14 protein-coding genes and 1 pseudogene are annotated in these 13,222 nt (G+C 69.2%); 9 read left to right on the forward strand and 6 right to left on the reverse strand.

The features are described from left to right. Together A4R44_RS50140 and A4R44_RS09750 are read left to right on the forward strand one after the other, a co-directional pair. A pseudogene (locus tag A4R44_RS50140) lies at positions 1 to 161 on the forward strand (transcriptional regulator); the annotation flags it as partial. Positions 162 to 177: 16 nt separating this feature from the next. Next, positions 178 to 1,068, forward strand: a complete 891-nt coding sequence (locus A4R44_RS09750) for a phosphotransferase enzyme family protein (RefSeq protein ID WP_095213257.1) — start codon at positions 178 to 180, stop codon at positions 1,066 to 1,068. A 170-nt stretch (positions 1,069 to 1,238) separates the two neighbouring features. Here the strand turns inward: A4R44_RS09750 and A4R44_RS09755 are convergent, their stop codons facing one another. The 4 genes from A4R44_RS09755 to A4R44_RS09770 form a co-directional block, all read right to left on the reverse strand. Then, positions 1,239 to 2,267: a copper resistance D family protein gene (locus tag A4R44_RS09755; protein WP_067578457.1), complete on the reverse strand. Its 1,029-nt coding sequence runs from the start codon at positions 2,265 to 2,267 to the stop codon at positions 1,239 to 1,241. Then, the gene (locus A4R44_RS09760; RefSeq protein WP_067578459.1) at positions 2,264 to 2,800 is read right to left on the reverse strand and encodes a copper resistance CopC family protein; all 537 of its coding nucleotides are present in this window, start codon (positions 2,798 to 2,800) and stop codon (positions 2,264 to 2,266) included. The genes A4R44_RS09755 and A4R44_RS09760 overlap by 4 nt, the downstream gene beginning before the upstream one ends. Before the next feature lie 138 nt (positions 2,801 to 2,938). Then, complete coding sequence (locus tag A4R44_RS09765; protein ID WP_067578461.1) at positions 2,939 to 3,688, reverse strand: YcnI family protein; 750 nt, start codon at positions 3,686 to 3,688, stop codon at positions 2,939 to 2,941. A gap of 102 nt (positions 3,689 to 3,790) precedes the next feature. Further along, on the reverse strand, positions 3,791 to 4,333 hold the full coding sequence (locus tag A4R44_RS09770; RefSeq protein ID WP_095213258.1) for a hypothetical protein: 543 nt from the start codon (positions 4,331 to 4,333) through the stop codon (positions 3,791 to 3,793). A 280-nt stretch (positions 4,334 to 4,613) separates the two neighbouring features. Here A4R44_RS09770 and A4R44_RS09775 point away from each other — a divergent pair, with 280 nt between their 5' ends. Genes A4R44_RS09775 through A4R44_RS09790 form a run of 4 tightly spaced genes read left to right on the forward strand, consistent with a single transcriptional unit; the run spans position 4,614 to position 8,191 of the window. Beyond that, on the forward strand, positions 4,614 to 5,261 hold the full coding sequence (locus A4R44_RS09775; RefSeq protein WP_067578463.1) for an ABC transporter permease: 648 nt from the start codon (positions 4,614 to 4,616) through the stop codon (positions 5,259 to 5,261). Further along, positions 5,248 to 6,444 carry an ABC transporter ATP-binding protein gene (locus A4R44_RS09780; RefSeq protein WP_067578466.1) on the forward strand — a complete coding sequence of 399 codons (1,197 nt, stop codon included), beginning with the start codon at positions 5,248 to 5,250 and terminating at the stop codon, positions 6,442 to 6,444. Before A4R44_RS09775 ends, A4R44_RS09780 begins: the two co-directional genes overlap by 14 nt. Continuing rightward, entirely contained in the window at positions 6,441 to 7,220 is a 780-nt protein-coding gene (locus A4R44_RS09785; protein WP_067578468.1) for an ABC transporter permease, read from the forward strand. Before A4R44_RS09780 ends, A4R44_RS09785 begins: the two co-directional genes overlap by 4 nt. Continuing rightward, the gene (locus A4R44_RS09790; RefSeq protein ID WP_067578469.1) at positions 7,220 to 8,191 is read left to right on the forward strand and encodes a glycine betaine ABC transporter substrate-binding protein; all 972 of its coding nucleotides are present in this window, start codon (positions 7,220 to 7,222) and stop codon (positions 8,189 to 8,191) included. Before A4R44_RS09785 ends, A4R44_RS09790 begins: the two co-directional genes overlap by 1 nt. Positions 8,192 to 8,256: 65 nt before the next feature. Here A4R44_RS09790 and A4R44_RS09795 read toward each other — a convergent pair whose 3' ends face one another. Further along, the gene (locus A4R44_RS09795; RefSeq protein WP_067578471.1) at positions 8,257 to 8,736 is read right to left on the reverse strand and encodes a DUF6474 family protein; all 480 of its coding nucleotides are present in this window, start codon (positions 8,734 to 8,736) and stop codon (positions 8,257 to 8,259) included. A 106-nt stretch (positions 8,737 to 8,842) separates the two neighbouring features. Between A4R44_RS09795 and A4R44_RS09800 the strand changes: the two genes are divergently transcribed. Next, the gene (locus A4R44_RS09800; RefSeq protein WP_067578473.1) at positions 8,843 to 10,489 is read left to right on the forward strand and encodes a TM0106 family RecB-like putative nuclease; all 1,647 of its coding nucleotides are present in this window, start codon (positions 8,843 to 8,845) and stop codon (positions 10,487 to 10,489) included. A gap of 130 nt (positions 10,490 to 10,619) precedes the next feature. Here A4R44_RS09800 and A4R44_RS09805 read toward each other — a convergent pair whose 3' ends face one another. Beyond that, positions 10,620 to 10,958 carry a MerR family transcriptional regulator gene (locus A4R44_RS09805; protein WP_067578475.1) on the reverse strand — a complete coding sequence of 113 codons (339 nt, stop codon included), beginning with the start codon at positions 10,956 to 10,958 and terminating at the stop codon, positions 10,620 to 10,622. Between the two features lie 792 nt (positions 10,959 to 11,750). Here A4R44_RS09805 and A4R44_RS09810 point away from each other — a divergent pair. Both A4R44_RS09810 and A4R44_RS09815 read left to right on the forward strand, forming a co-directional pair. Continuing rightward, positions 11,751 to 12,386: a PadR family transcriptional regulator gene (locus A4R44_RS09810; protein ID WP_198545233.1), complete on the forward strand. Its 636-nt coding sequence runs from the start codon at positions 11,751 to 11,753 to the stop codon at positions 12,384 to 12,386. A 155-nt stretch (positions 12,387 to 12,541) separates the two neighbouring features. Next, positions 12,542 to 13,222, forward strand: coding sequence for a class I SAM-dependent methyltransferase (locus tag A4R44_RS09815; protein WP_067578477.1), 681 nt, complete (start codon positions 12,542 to 12,544; stop codon positions 13,220 to 13,222).

Below are 13,222 nucleotides of genomic sequence, written 5' to 3' on the forward strand. Positions count from 1 at the left end.
GCGTGAAGATCGGCGGCAAGGCCATCGAATGCGCGGAAAGCATCAAATCCGCGCGGGTCAAGGACCGGATGCGGCCGCTGCTCGCGGAGGCCGAACGGCGGCGCAACAACCCCGACGCCCGCGACCTCGCCGACCGGCTCAAGATCTTCTACGCGGCCTGAACCCACCGGATTCGCCTTGCTCGAAGGCAGGTTCACCCCTGCGAAACTGCGCCGGGTGCTGACCGCTGTCTGCGCTCGGCTCGGCTTCGATCCGGCGGGCGCGCGGCTGCTGCGATTCACCAACAACGCGGTGTTCGCGCTGCACGGGGCTCCGGTCGTCGTGCGGATCGTCGGCTCCACCCGGCTGCGTCACCGCGTCGGCACGGTCGTGCGGGTGGCCGAGCATTTCGCCCGGCACGAGGTGCCCGCGGTCCGGCTGCTCGCCGGGGTCGAGCAACCGCTTGACGTGCACGGACACCTGGTCACCGTGTGGGATCTGGTGCCGTTCGCCGGACCGCCGCCGACCCCGGCCGACCTGGCCGGACTGCTGCGGCAGGTGCACGCGCTGCCCCCGCCGGAGGGCCTTCCCGAATGGGAGCCGCTGCGCTCGGTCGAGGCGAGGGTCGCCGACGCGGAGGAACTCGCCGAGGCCGACCAGCGGTTCCTGCTGGAACGCTGCGCGCAGGTGCAGGACCGGCTCGACACCTTGGATTTCCCGCTGACCAGGGGGTTCGTGCACGGCGACGCGCATCCGGGAAATGTGCTGCCCGGTCCGGAGGGACCGGTGCTGTGCGATTTCGATTCCTCCTGCGTCGGCCCGCCAGAATGGGATCTGACGCCGCTCGCCGTCGGCCGCGACCGGTTCGGCGACCCTCCCGCCCAGTATGCGGAGTTCGCCGCGGCCTACGGGTTCGACGTGACGGTCTGGCCGGGGTTCTCGGTGCTCAGGGCGGTGCGGGAGCTGAAGCTGACGACGAGCGTGCTGCCGATTCTGCGCAGTCACCCGCCGGTGCGGGCTGAACTCCGCCGTCGGCTGGCGGACCTTCGCGCCGGGCGGACGGCCACCGCGTGGACGAGATACCGCTGAACGGCATTCTGCACGTGCATTGGCCGACTGCAGATGACCGTTCGCCGCATTCCGTCGATGGCTGACGAGGTATCGCTGCGCAGCGATAATTCGGTCCGGCAGATCGCCCCACTTAGCGTACTGCTAGTCCCATTGTGCAAGTTGCGGCTACCCGCCGTCACGCCGGCCGGTCAGGACACCGCGACCGGAGCCCGGGTGAGCACCACGGCGAACCCGAAGGCTAGCCCCATCACGGTCAGTTCCAGCGTGGCCCACGAAGCGAGCGCCGTCCGCTGGTGGCGCACGATGCGCGGCATCAGCCGCCACCGCAAGTTGGCGGCCAGCAGCGCGATCGCGCCGGTGCACAGCAGCTTCAGCACCATCAGCTGCCCGTACGGCGTGGTGAACACGCCAGCCCAGAAACCGATCGTCGGATTGGCCAGGATTTCCACGATGCCGTTGAACAGCCCGGTCACCGCAGAGAGCACCAGGCACAGCGTCGCCAGTTTCGAGAACCGCGGCAGGGCGTGCGCGAGCAGCGTCCGGTTGGCCGCCAGCAGCACGATCATCGCGCCGAGGCCGCCGCACCAGGCGACCGCGCTCATGACGTGCAGCTCCATCGAGATCATCGTGTAGTCGTGATAAGCCCAGTTCGACGCGTGGCCGGTGACCGGCAACGGCAGCAGCGCGAACATGCCAAGGCCCACCCGCACCTCGGCGGGCACCTTCTCGCCCTTGCGCAGCGCGACAAACCCGAGCACGGCGTGCAGCAGCGCGAGCACCGCCACGATCACCAGCGCCTTGCCCGCGCCGACCTCGGCGATATAGCTGCCGATGTCGCCGCCGGTCAGCATCTTCTTGCCCGGCTGGTACTCCGCGGTCTGCAGAATCAGCGCGACCACCGCGGTCGCCGCCCAGATCAGCGCGGCGGCGACAGCGGCGGGACGAGCCCGGCGCAGGACCGGTTCGGTGAGCTTCGGCCGGTCGTAGCCGACCAGCACGGACAGCAGGGCCAGCCCGATCGTCGCGACCGCCGACAGGTCCAGCAGCACGCGCACGATCGGGATGGCCGCCGAGACCACCTCGCTGGGTTCCACCACGCCCGGAATGGGCGAGGACGCGGTGAGCGCGATGCCGATCAGCGCGCCCAGCAGCCCCGCGACGACCACGCAGGCGAGCGTGGCCCAGCGGACCGCGGAGGTGGTCTCGGCTCGCGTCACTGGTCCGCCTTGTCCGATCCGGGCTCGCGGCCGGTGCGCAGCGCGACGGTGAGGCCGATCGCGAGCAGCACCACCGCACCGGCGATCCACACCCAGATCGGCACGCCGCTCGACGACGAGGAATCCGCCGGAGCCGACTGAGCGGGAGCCCCGGCCGCCTTGGCCGCGTCGCCCTTGGCCGGGGTGCCGTTGCCCGCGGTGGTGAGGGTGAACGGGATCTCGCCGGACACCGGGTGCCCGTCGGCGGAAAGGATCCGGTAGCCGACGGTGTACTTGCCCGCCGGGCCGAGCGGCCGCAGCGGGGCGCTGATCACGTTGTTCTCCACCGAAACCGGGCCCTCGGCCCACTGGCTGCCGTCCGGTCCGGTCACCGCGATCTGGTTGACGTCGGCGTTCTGCACGTACTGGTCGAACGTGAGCGTGATCTTCGCCGGACCCGTGGCGACGGACGCGCCGTTGGCCGGATCGGAGTTGATCAGCACGTTGTGCGCCAGCGCCGGGGTGGCCGTGCCGAGCAGGGCCACCCCGGAGATCGCCAGCGCGAGGAGNCGCGAGGAGCGCTTTCCTGATCCGGCCGAAAGCAGGCCGACCCCCGCGCGGCACGTAACCGTTGCTACTAAGCCATTCGACCGTGGCTGTGGCCGGATTGGTCAAGATCGGCACAGTAGGCATTACTTGGTTCCTTCGGTCTTTCCAGCGGCCGGGCGACGGGAACGCAGCACCGCGCCCGCGCCGACGCCGAGCCCGAGCGCGCCGACCACGAGGCCGGCCCCGCCGAGCCAGCGAGCCGTGTTGTCCGACGACGCCGCGGCTTCGGTGCTCTCCCCGGCGGCGGTGGTCTGCGCGTGGCCGCCGTGCTCCGAGGATTCGGCGGCGGCGAGCTTGATGGTCGGTGCCGGGTGCTCCGGCTCCTCGCCGCTGGGCGGGGTGGGCTGGTTCCAATCCACCACTTTGCCACCCTCGTAGGTCTGGATGGCCGGGAACTCCAGCTGGTCGACGTTCGACGGCAGCGGGCCGCCGCTGATCTCGAACTCCTGGAATTCGGTGAGGCCGATCTTCGTGCCCGGCTGTGCGGTCCAGACGATCTTCGTGACCGCCTCGGTGACCTTCGTGCCGGACGCGGTGGTCACCGGCCGCGGCAGCTTCGACTTCGTGACCTCGGCGGTCCAGCCGGGGATCGGCTTGGTGCGGATGTTGCCGATGCCGTAGTCCGGTTTGACGTCGACCTCGACCTTGATCGTGCCGAGCTTCGCGTCCTCGTTCGGGACGCGGAAGAAGATCGTGCCGTAGCCGCCCTTGGCCGGCTGGGTGCCGTAGACGTTGGCGGTCACGTGCGCGGACGCGATGCCGGCGCCGAGCAGACCGGTGGCGGCGACAGTCGCGGCGAGCACGCCGGCGCGACGGAAGACATGGTGGGACACAAGTTCTCCTGAACAGGGAAGGGCCGGCGGAGGGCGAGGCCTGCGCCGGAAAGGGGGAAAGGGGTCGTGAGTGCTGATCACGGTGAGAACCGGGACCGCCACTCACAAGACCGGCGGCCCTCTCCGTCCCCGCACCCGCCTCAGCTCAACGCTCAGCAACGGCACCGCCCCAGCCGCCCGCGACCGCGCGACTCCCGCTGCCGCCACCGGAACCGGCACCGGCCGGATCAGCAGCGGAAGAATCAGCCGCAGCACGTGCAGCACCGCGAGCAGCATCGCGTCCGCCCGCGCCAGCACCAGCGCGGTGAGCAGCGTCGCGACGGCGTGTGCCGCGGTCATCGCCCACCCGTCCGGCGCGGCGGCCGCACCGGACGGGTCGTGTCCGCCGAGCGTCGTCAGCACCAGGTGCATGACGAGCTGTCCGCCGCCGAGCACCGCGATCGTGCCGAGCGGTCCGCGGGCCCGCCCGGCGAGCGCGGTGGCGGTCCAGCCGAGCAGGCCGGTCAGCAGAAGAGTGAGCGCGGGATCCGGCAGTCCGCCGTCGGCGACCGCGTGCGCGGTAACCGCGAGTGATGCCGAACTCAGCGCGAGCAGTCCGCCGCGGACAGCGGCGAGTGCGCCGCGATGCCGGGCTGGAGTGCTCATTCGGGCAGCTTAACGGCACTCCGGTGGGTGACTGAAGTGTCTCGAATGGTGAGCACCTGCGGAAAACGCACAGGTAAGCGGGTCTCGATCCGATAAAAACCGCTCGGTGGAGCACGTTGCTTCGGTTGCCGACCCCTCGCTGATGCGAAACGGTGGGTAATCACAACCGAGAAGTGGGGGTTTCGACCGTATCCGTTCCGGGTAGTCACCCTGCCGATTGACGGGCTACTCCGAACGGGTGACGTCCGGGGCTCGCAAGCTGGCGGGAGAACGAATACGGATGAACCTCTTCGAGTACATCTCGGACCGGTGGGGAAGGCTGCTGCTCCAGGCGTGGCTGCACACCAGCATGGTCGTGCAGTGCACGATCCTCGCCGCGATCCTTGGCGTGCTGATCGGCATCGCCGTCTATCGCAGCCCCATCGGCTCCGCCGTCGCCACGGCGCTGGCCAGCACGATCCTCACCGTCCCGTCGTTCGCCCTGCTGGGTCTGCTGATCCCGCTTTCGGGTCTCGGCTCGACGACCGCGGTGATCGCGCTCGTGCTGTACGGCCTCCTGCCCATCGTCCGCAACACGATCGTCGGCCTCGACGCGGTCGACCCGGCGATCACCGACGCCGCCCGCGGCATCGGGATGAGCCGGATCTCCGTGCTCACCCGGGTCGAACTGCGGCTGGCCTGGCCGGCGATCCTCACCGGCATGCGGGTCGCCACGCAGATGCTCATGGGCATCGCGGTGATCGCCGCCTACGCCAAGGGCCCCGGCCTCGGCGCGGAGGTCTTCTCCGGCCTCACCAACGCCGGGAGCACGAACTCCCTCAACCAGGCCCTCACCGGCACCCTCGGCGTGGTCATCCTCGCGCTGGTGCTCGACGGCATCTACGTCCTGATCAAGCGATTCACCATTTCTAGGGGTGTCCGTGGCTGAGCACACTGCGACCGAAGAAAACGTCTCCGGCGTCGAGATCGAACTCGACCACGTCACCAAGCGCTATTCCGGCACCCGCGCCCCGGCCGTCGACGACTTCTCGATGGTCGTGCCCGCGGGCAAGATCGTGGTGTTCGTCGGCCCGTCGGGCTGCGGCAAGACCACCACGATGCGGATGATCAACCGCTTGATCGAGCCGACGTCCGGCCGGATCACCATCGGCGGGCAGGACGCGCTGAAGCTCGACGTGGACACCCTGCGCCGCCAGATCGGCTACGCGATCCAGCAGGCCGGGCTGTTCCCGCACTTCACCGTGGCGCAGAACATCGCCGTCGTGCCCGGTCTGCTCGGCTGGGACAAGAAGAAGGTGACCTCGCGGGTCGAGGAGATGATGGACCTGGTCGGGCTTGATCCGGCCGATTTCCGCGACCGCTACCCGCGCCAGCTCTCGGGCGGGCAGCAGCAGCGCGTCGGCGTGGCCCGCGCGCTCGCCGCCGACCCGCCGGTGCTGCTGATGGACGAGCCGTTCGGCGCGGTCGACCCGATCACCCGCGGCAATCTGCAGGACGAACTGCTGCGGCTGCAGACCGACCTGAAGAAGACGATCGTCTTCGTCACGCACGACTTCGACGAGGCGGTCAAGCTCGGCGACCGGATCGCGGTGCTCGGCAACCAGTCGAAGATCCTGCAGTACGACACCCCGGAGTCGATCCTGGCGAACCCGGCCGACGACACCGTCGCCGGTTTCGTCGGTGCCGGCGCTTCGCTCAAGCAGCTGACCCTGCTGCGCGTGCGCGACGTCGAACTCCAGCAGGACGCGCTCACCACGACGATCGACGAATCTCCCGCCGACGTGCGGGAGAAGCTGAGCAAGCAGCGCAAGCCGTTCGCGCTGGTGCTCGACCAGCGGCGCCGGCCGATCCGCTGGGTGCATGTGCGCGAGCTGACCAACGCCACGTCTCTGGGTTCGGTCGGCAAGCCGCTGCGCGACATCGTGAGCCTTCAGTCGACGCTGCAGGACGCGCTAGAGGCGATGCTCGCCGAAGGCGGTTCGGTGCCGGTCACCGGCGCTCGTGGCGAGTACGCGGGCACGATCAAGCTGGACACCGTCATCTCGACCATCCAGCAACTGCGCGACGAGCACGCCGACGACCACGTCGACGAGGACGGGGCCACGGCATGACCGCTGCCGTCGATACCGGATTCAGCACCGAGTCAGGCTCCCGCCGCGCGGAACGCGTCCGCCTGTTCGCCCAGCCCGCCGTGGTCGTGCTGATCGTCGCCGGGACGCTGATCTGGGTGTTCGCCAGCGGCCTCACCGCGACCGAAAAGGAAACGCTGAACGCGGAGTCGCTGCTCACCGCGCTGCGCGACCACGTGGCGATGACCGTCGTGGTCACCGCGATCGTGGTGCTGGTGGCGGTGCCGCTCGGGATCATCGTGACCCGGCCGTGGGCGAAATGGCTCGCGCCGATCTTCCTGGCCATCGCGAACATCGGACAGGCCGCGCCCGCGCTCGGCGTGCTGGTGCTGTGGTTCATCTTCACCGGCTCGGTCGGCGGGCTCTGGGTCGCCGCGCTGCCGCTGGCGTTCTACTCGCTGCTCCCGGTGCTGCGCAACACGATGGTCGGCATCCAGCAGGTGGACCCGTCGCTCATCGACGCCGGCCGCGGCATCGGGATGTCCGCGCAGAAGGTGTTGTGGCGGGTGGAGTTCCCGCTCGCGGTTCCGCTGATCCTGGCCGGCCTGCGCACGTCGCTCGTGCTGGCGGTGGGCACCGCGACGTTCGGCATGTTCGTCAACGCAGGCGGGTTCGGCCTGCTGATCGACACCGGCTACAAGCTCAACCTGACCAAGGTGCTGATCACCGGTTCGGTGCTGGCCGTCGCGCTGGCGCTGCTGGTGGACTGGCTGGGCGCGGTCGCCGAGCAGTACTTCGGACCGAAGGGACTGCGCTGATGAACGTCTGGAAAAAGGCGGGGGCGCTGGTCGGCGCCGCCCTGCTCGCCGGGACGCTCTCGGCGTGCGGGCTCGACGTCAACACCTCGATCCCGTTCAAGATCGAACCGGGGTCCATCCGGCCGATCCCCTCGCTCGAAGGCCAGCGCGTGGTCGTCGGGTCGAAGGACTTCACCGAGAACATCATCCTCGGCTACATGGCCGAGATGGCGCTGAGCGCGGCGGGCGCGGACGTCATCGACCTCACCGACATCAAGGGGTCGAACTCGTCGCGCCAGGCGCTGCTCAACGGGCAGACCGACGTGACCTGGGAGTACACCGGCACCGGCTGGATCAACTACCAGGGCAACGAACTGCCGGTGCCGGGCGGGGAGAAGGCGCAGTACGACGCCACGGCTAAGGCCGACGCGGAGAAGTACGGGGTCACCTGGCTGAACTACTCGCCGCTGAACGACCAGTACGCGTTCGCCACCACCGAGGCGTACGCGGCGAAGAACAACCTCAAGACCACGTCGGACCTGGCGAAATTCCTGACCTCGCATCCGGACCAGAACCGGTTCTGCCTGGAGACGGAGTTCACCAGCCGCCAGGACGGGTTCCCGGCGGCGGTCAAGGCGTACGGATTCAAGAACCCGAAGATCGAGAACTTCGGGATCGGCACCATCTATTCGGCGGTGGCCAACGGCACCTGCCCGGTCGGCGAGGTGTTCACCACCGACGGCCGGATCTCCGGGCTGAACCTGCGCGTGCTGGAGGATGACAAGAAGGCGTTCCCGCAGTACAACGCGGCGGCGACGTTGCGGACGGAGTTCCTGAACCAGCACCCGGAAATCCGCGGGCCGCTGGAGAAGGTGGGAGCCGCGATCGACAACAAGCAGATGGTCGAGCTGTGCAAACAGGTCGACGTGGACGGCAAGGACGCCGGAACCGTCGCGCACGACTGGATGCTGCAAAAGGGCTTCATCAAGTAGCGCCCGAGGTCCGTGAAGGGCCCCTTGCGGGAAGCTCATTCCCGCAAGGGGCCCTTCACGGCTTTTCAGATGCCCAAGCGGTGGAGCAGCTGCTCTTCCAGCCGTTCGAGTTCGCCGGTCACCGCGCGGTGCGCGGCCTTGCGCCGAGCCGCGGGCATGCGCTCGGCGGCGCGTACCGTCGCCGACAGCTGCTCCAGCGTCGACTGCGTTTCGGCGGCGAACTTCTGGTCCGCGTCGGTCGCCTTCGCCGACTTCTTCAGCTCGCCGAGCCCCTGCACGAGACCCGCGATCCGGGCGTGCAGCGCCGCGCCGCGGCCGGTGTACTCGCCGAGCTGGTCGACGGCGACACCCAGCTTGCGGGCCTGGTAGCGGTCGTACGCCTCCCGCGCCGCGCCCGCCGCGCGGACCGCGTACGGCGCGAGCACCGGCAGCACCGCCGGTCCGAGCACCTTGGCCACCGCGACCGCGTTCTTCGCCTTCTTCGGGGTGATCCGGGCTTCACCCTCGTCCTGTTTGGCCTTGCCCTGCTTGGCCTTGCGCGCCATGGCCGTTACCTCCCACGCCTTCTCCGGATGAACTTACTGGTCCCCGACGTGACGGGCATGTCGGCTCGCGCGGGGAATGTCGTACCCACGATCTATTGTGATCGCTATGGGAGACGAGGTGTTGCTCGACGCGGGAGCAGTGAGCCGTTGCCGCCGCCGGGTACACCTGGAACACGACCCGGCGATGCGCGACGTGCCGTTGCCGCCGACGGATCCGACCGCGCAGCAGCGCATCGACGACGCGACCGCGCACCGCGAAGAAATCCTCGAACAGCTGGTCGCGGCCTCGGGGCCGGAGGCCACCTGGGCGCGGGTGCCGCGCACCGCGCCCGCCGGCGAGCGGGTGCGGCTCACCGAGCAGGCGTTCGCCGATGCCGCGCAGTACATCTGGGGTGCGCTGCTGCCCGCCGATCCGGTCGGGCACCGGCGCGGCGGCATCGACCTGCTGGTGCGCGTCGGCGACGGATACGTGCCGGTGCTGGTGGTCCGGCACCGGATCACCGACCGCGGCCAGGGCGCGCCCACCACCGCGATGACGGAGCTGGATCCGGCGCGCCGTTCGCCGGACGAGCTGCGCAAGGTGCGCTCGCAGCCGCGAGACCAGCTGCGACTCGCCCACCTGCGGCGAATGCTGGAGACGCGCGAGCTGGCGGCCGGCGGACGCGCGATCGGCGGCGTGATCGGTCTCGACGCTGACGTCGTCGTCTGGCACGACCTCACCGCGGGCACCTGGCCAGGCGGCCGCAGCGCACTGGACGAATACGACGCGCGCTTCGCCGACCGGCTCGCCGTGGCGACCGCGGCCGCCACCGGTGCGGAAGCGCTGGCCGCGCCTTCTCGGGTGCTGGAGTGCCGTCGATGTCCGTTCTGGGCTACGTGCGAGGTCGTGCTCACCGAAACGCGTGACGTAAGCCTGGTGGTGCGCGGCGAGGACGCGGGCGAGCTGCGCCGCGTCGGAGTGTCCACTGTAGACAAGCTGGCCGCGCTGGACCCGGCCGCCGAAATGCCGCCGATGAACTGGACGGGCGGCACGTTCTCCGACGCGATCATGCTGGCCCGGGCGTGGCTGGCGGACCTGACGGTGGTGCGCCGCACGCCGAAGATCGAGGTGCCGCGCGCGGATGTCGAGGTCGACGTGGACATGGAAAGTTTCGGCGATTCCGGGGCCTACCTGTGGGGGACCCTGCTGTCCGGAGTGGACATCGGGGTGCGGCGGGGCTACCGGGCATTCGCGACCTGGGAACCGTTGCCGACCGTGGACGAGGCGCGGTCGTTCGCCGAGTTCTGGGCTTGGTTCACGGATGTTCGTTCGCGGACCCTTGCCGCGGGGCTGACTTTCCGGGCGTATTGCTACAACGCGCTCGCGGAGAACCGGTGGCTGTTCGGTTCGGTCGAACGGTTCGGGGAGTACTCCGGGGTGCCGGAGAAGCGGGCCGTGCAGTCCTTTGTGGATTCCGGCGAATGGGTGGATCTGTTTCGCAGCGTGACGGATCAGTTCCTGTGCTCGCGGGGCAAGGGGTTGAAGGTGATCGCCCCGGTCGCCGGGTTCACCTGGCGGGATCCGGAGGCAGGCGGCGAGGCGTCGATGCGGTGGTACCGCGACGCGGTCGGCATGGACGGCGAGGTCCCCGACGACGAACAGCGCGAGCGGCTGCTGCGGTACAACGAGGACGATGTGCTCGCGACCAAGGCGCTGCGGGAATGGATGAGCGGGCGGGCTCAGGACGAGGTCCCGTACATGCTGGACCTCTGAGGTCCGCGATTTCACCGCGGGAACGGCGGACCGAGGGCTTCGTGCGGGCCGGGCCGCCATGAAGGCGAGCCGCGGAATACGCCGGGAGCGTGCTGCGGTGTCCGGTCAGCACACTGGACCCGGCGGATGACTATTCGGCGGAGCGCAGTTCGGTGTTCTGGCGCTGGGACTCGCGGAGCTGGTCTTCGAGGGAGACGATCCGGCAGGCGGCATCGACCGCTGTGCCCTGGTCGACCAGTTCCCGGACGCGTGCGGCGAGGCGCAGTTGCCCGCGGGAGTAGCGGCGATGTCCGCCCGCTGAGCGCTGCGGCTCGATCAGGCCGGTCTCGTCCAGGCTGCGCAGGAAGTTCTGGCTGGTGCCCAGCATCTCGGCGGCCCGGCCCATCGTGTAGGCGGGGTACTGGTCGTCGTCGAACTTGTCGGTCCCGCCTGGATCGGAAGACGGGGTATCGCGTGGGCTAGGGATCATTCCACCTCCACAGCACGAGGGACCCCGGGTGCCAGGAGGCACCCGGGGTCCCGGGGTTGGGTTTCATCATTGTCAACCGGCCGTGAGACCGGCATTTCGTATCCGCGAAGTCCGTTCACCGGACCTGTTGCGCGGAGATCGCTGATTCGTAACCGAGAACCACCTGCCAATCTGATGGGACTGCGGTACCCGCGCCGCGCTACTGCTCCGCCGCTGCGGGCGATCCAATGATGTTCCCGTTCCCTTCTTTCGGTTGTTTTCCTCTTGCGGTGTTTCACTTTCGGTACTGCGACTGCCTCGGACGTCACCGGCTGGAACCCTTCCACTGACCGGCCCCAGCACGCGTAACGCCGCTGGTCACTGCCCGGGGCCCCGTCGGTAATCGGCCCCGGCCACCTGACCGTCCTCGCACTGCCGGATTGGCCAGTGCGGTTTTCCGCAACCGTGGTTGCCTTACCTGTCGCACTTCACGGGCAGTTCGTCATCTCCCGTGCCTGATTGACGTTGTCTTTCTCCGTACGAAGAGAACACTACCTTCCGCTGAGGTTGAATGTCTACTCCCGGCAGGGGAGATTTTCTCCAGCGATCACTGGTGCCGGAGAACCAGCAGGTCAGACCGCCGGTGTGGACGGGCAAGATCGCTCGGAAGGGGGAGTCCATGACTCTTCCGGGGCGGCGGCCGCGGCCGCCACCGGCTCGGAGGGGTTTTCAGCTTCCGTGGTTTCAGCGTTGCCGCTCCGGATGCTTCCCCATATACTCGCTGACGAGTAATCGCCTGCGAGGAGGTCGCGCGTGAAGCGGCGGAAGGTGTCCAACATGCTGGGCCTCGCCGTGCTGTCCACGTTGTGCGAGCGGCCGATGCACCCGTACGAAGTCGCCACGCTCCTGCGGGAACGCGGCAAGGAAGGCGACCTGAAGATCAAGTGGGGCTCGCTCTACACGGTGGTCGGCAACCTGGAAAAGCACGGTTTCGTCGAGGCGGTCGAGAACGTGCGCGAGGGGGCTCGCCCGGAGCGGACGGTGTACCGGATCACCGAGGCGGGCCAGGCCGAGCTGGAGGATTGGGTCGCCGAGCTGCTCGGGGCGCCGGATCCGGAGCCGACGCGGTTTCACACCGGGCTGTCGGTGATGCTCGCGCTCGGACCGGAGGTGGTCGCCCGGCAGCTGGGGCACCGGGTCGGTGAGCTGGAGCGGATGATCGAAGACCGCGTCGAGGTGCTGGCGAAGATGCGGACCGAGCAGCCGCGGCTGGTGCTCGTCGAGGCGGAGTACCAACTGGCGATGTGGCGCGCGGAGGCCGAATGGGTCCGCGGGCTGTACGAGGAGCTGGCCACCGGTGCGATACCGGGGGTCGAGGAATGGCGGCGCTACCGGGAGACCGGGGAGCTGCCGGACATGGCCGCCTTCGTCGGGAACGAGGGCGAATAAAGAGGTCCCGGAGGAGGTGCTGGCACACCGCCGCCGGGACCGGGAACCGTCGAACTGGAAACCGCGGGTGCGGAAACCCTGTCCTCAGGCTGCGTCGAGAAGGATACCGGCCCCGCGGCAACCGGTTCGGTCTCAACCGAACAGGGAGAAAGCACATGGGCAACACCCAGGTAAAGCGCCATCGCAGGAAGCTGCTGCCGGAGATGGAGGGGCCGGTCGCCCGGGCGTACGCGCGTGGCCGCGGCACCGAACCGCAGCTTGTGCAGTATCGCGAAACGGCCGAAATGCTGGCTTCGGAGCTGGCCGAGGGCGCGGACGTGCTCGAGGTCGCGCCAGGTCCAGGGTTCTTCGCGGTGGAGCTGGCGCGCACCGGGCGGTGCACGGTGACCGGGCTGGACGTCAGCCGGACGTTTGTCCAGCTGGCCAGGGAGCACGCGCAGGAACAGGGCGTCTCGGCGGAGTTCCGCCGCGGTGACGTGGCGGCGATGCCGTTCGCGGACGGGTCGTTCGACTTCCTGATCTGCCAGGCGGCGTTCAAGAACTTCGCCGACCCGGTGGACGCGCTCGACGAGATGCACCGGGTGCTGCGGCCGGGCGGCGTCGCACTGATCCAGGATCTCAGCAAGAGCACGACGGACGCGGAGCTGGACGCCGAGGTCGCGCGGATGAAACTCGGTCCGGTGGCCACGTTCACCACCGTCCGGGCGCTGCGCGGGCTGCGGCGGCGGGCGTACACGCCGGAGCAGTTCAGCGCGACGGTCGCGGAGAGCAAGTTCCGCACGGGTGAGGTGACGGTGGACGGGATCGGGCTCGACGTGCGGCTGCGCAGGGAGTGA

The organism is Amycolatopsis sp. M39, assembly GCF_001651785.1.
Taxonomy (GTDB): domain Bacteria; phylum Actinomycetota; class Actinomycetes; order Mycobacteriales; family Pseudonocardiaceae; genus Amycolatopsis; species Amycolatopsis rubida.